Annotated in this window: 2 protein-coding genes; both read left to right on the forward strand. The window is 52.6% G+C overall.

Annotated elements, in window-relative coordinates; translation table 11 throughout:
• On the forward strand, positions 1–564 hold a 564-nt coding region (locus ELY25_RS11560), incomplete at its 5' end, for a methyl-accepting chemotaxis protein (RefSeq protein WP_236995718.1).
• Between the two features lie 248 nt (positions 565–812).
• Positions 813–2332: methyl-accepting chemotaxis protein (locus tag ELY25_RS11565; RefSeq protein WP_126951440.1), on the forward strand; the 1520-nt coding region annotated here is incomplete at its 3' end.

Raw genomic sequence — 2332 nt, forward strand, 5'->3', positions numbered from 1 at the left:
TCGGCGCAAATGAGCAGTATCGTTAACACCATTGATGCCATTGCCTTCCAGACCAATATCCTGGCGCTCAATGCGTCCGTGGAAGCCGCGCGGGCAGGCGATCAGGGCCGGGGGTTTGCTGTCGTGGCCAACGAAGTACGCCAACTTGCCAGCCGCTCTGCTGCTGCCGCCCAAGAAATCAAAAAGCTGATTGAGAACTCAGGCGCCAAGGTTGCCAATGGCAGTCAGCAAGTGCGTAATACCGGCGAGATAATCAATAGCGTCGTGACCGATATACAGCAACTCAGCACACTGGTACAGGAAATCTCTGCAGCCACTAGTGAGCAGAGTAGCGGTATCGAACAGGTTAACTTGGCGGTCACGCAGATGGATCAGATGACCCAGCAAAATGCGAGCCTGGTACAGGAAAGTAATCACGCAACACAATCGCTGGCACAGCTGAGCACGCAGCTTCGCCAGCGCGTGGCCAACTTCCGTATTAACCAAAGCGCAGCGCCAGCGGCGGCTTTACCCTCAGCCTCATCCTCTCCGGCACGCAATTTGTACGAAAGCAGCAGTTTCTAACCCACTGATAAGGCCCCTCTGTTGTTTAGAGGGCCCATCTAATGGGTATTTATAAGAGACCCAACGCTTGTAAAAATAAAATACCCTCGCTTATTTATATAACCTATTGATTAAAGCCGCCCAATTTCTAGGCGGCTTTTTTTTGCGCAGATATTAACGAAAGTATAGGTAGGTCGTATTAACGTCCTAGCTAATCAGGCCGATATATAAGTAACACTCTCTGTTAACCTGGCTGTTATAGGAAAGATATGACGCGAATAACAACAACACAAAAACTGTGGGGCACGCTGGGCATTATTTGGGTCACCATGCTGTCGTTAGTGGGCTGGCTAGCTTGGGAGAATCGCCAAACCATTGAGAGCGAACGCCGCGACAGCATTCAGTACGTGGTCGAAAGCGTGCATAGCCAAATTGAAGCCCTACAAGAAAGGGTAGCCGCGGGCGAGCTTAGCCTTGAAGAAGCACAACAGCGCGCTATCGACAATATGGCTGACGTTAGCTTCGGCGCGGGCGAGTATATTTTCTCGTTTAACGATAGCTTGAATATCATTTCCCACCCCAGCCGAACGCCGGGCGATGATATGACTCACTATGAAGATGCCAGCGGTATGCCGCTGTATCCCGAACTGTTTCGTACGGCCCAAGATGGCGGTGGCCACGTTGGCTACTACGCTCGCCGTGCTAACGGTGACGAACAGCTACCCAAAATCAGTTATGTGGCCTACCTTCCTGAATGGCAGTGGTCACTGGCTACTGGCGTTTACGTGGACGATATTAATAAAGCGTTTATTGCCAACTTGCTTCGCTCAGTAGTGGCTCTGCTAATCATCGGCTTACCGGTTACCATTCTAATGGGCTGGGTTATTCGTGATGTTTCGCGCCGCTTAGGCGGGGACCCCCGTTACGCTGCGATGGTAGTGCGCCATATTGCCGATGGCGACTTAACCCGCAGCACTCAGCTTTCCCGTAAAGACCAAGATAGTTTGCTGTTTGATATTAACCGCATGCGCGAAACGTTAGCCGAAACGATTGGCGATATTCATCATGGCGCTGATCAGGTCAATAGCGGTGTCACGCAAATTATCGGCGTTAATGAAGAACTTTCAACGCGCACTGAGCAGCAAGCCGCATCTCTGGCTGAAACCGCTTCCAGCATGGAGGAGCTTACGGCCACGGTGAAACAGAATGCCGAACATGCCGATCATGCCCGTAAGCTGGCTACCACCACCGCCGATAATGCCCGGCGTGGCAGCGACGCCATGACCGCCGTGGTGGATACCATGGCGAACATCAATGAAAGTTCGGCGCAAATGAGCAGTATCGTTAACACCATTGATGCCATTGCCTTCCAGACCAATATCCTGGCGCTCAATGCGTCCGTGGAAGCCGCGCGGGCAGGCGATCAGGGCCGGGGGTTTGCTGTCGTGGCCAACGAAGTACGCCAACTTGCCAGCCGCTCTGCTGCTGCCGCCCAAGAAATCAAAAAGCTGATTGAGAACTCAGGCGCCAAGGTTGCCAATGGCAGTCAGCAAGTGCGTAATACCGGCGAGATAATCAATAGCGTCGTGACCGATATACAGCAACTCAGCACACTGGTACAGGAAATCTCTGCAGCCACTAGTGAGCAGAGTAGCGGTATCGAACAGGTTAACTTGGCGGTCACGCAGATGGATCAGATGACCCAGCAAAATGCGAGCCTGGTACAGGAAAGTAATCACGCAACACAATCGCTGGCACAGCTGAGCACGCAGCTTCGCCAGCGCGTGGC

The sequence above is a fragment of the Vreelandella populi genome (genome assembly GCF_003989825.1).
Taxonomy (GTDB): domain Bacteria; phylum Pseudomonadota; class Gammaproteobacteria; order Pseudomonadales; family Halomonadaceae; genus Vreelandella; species Vreelandella populi.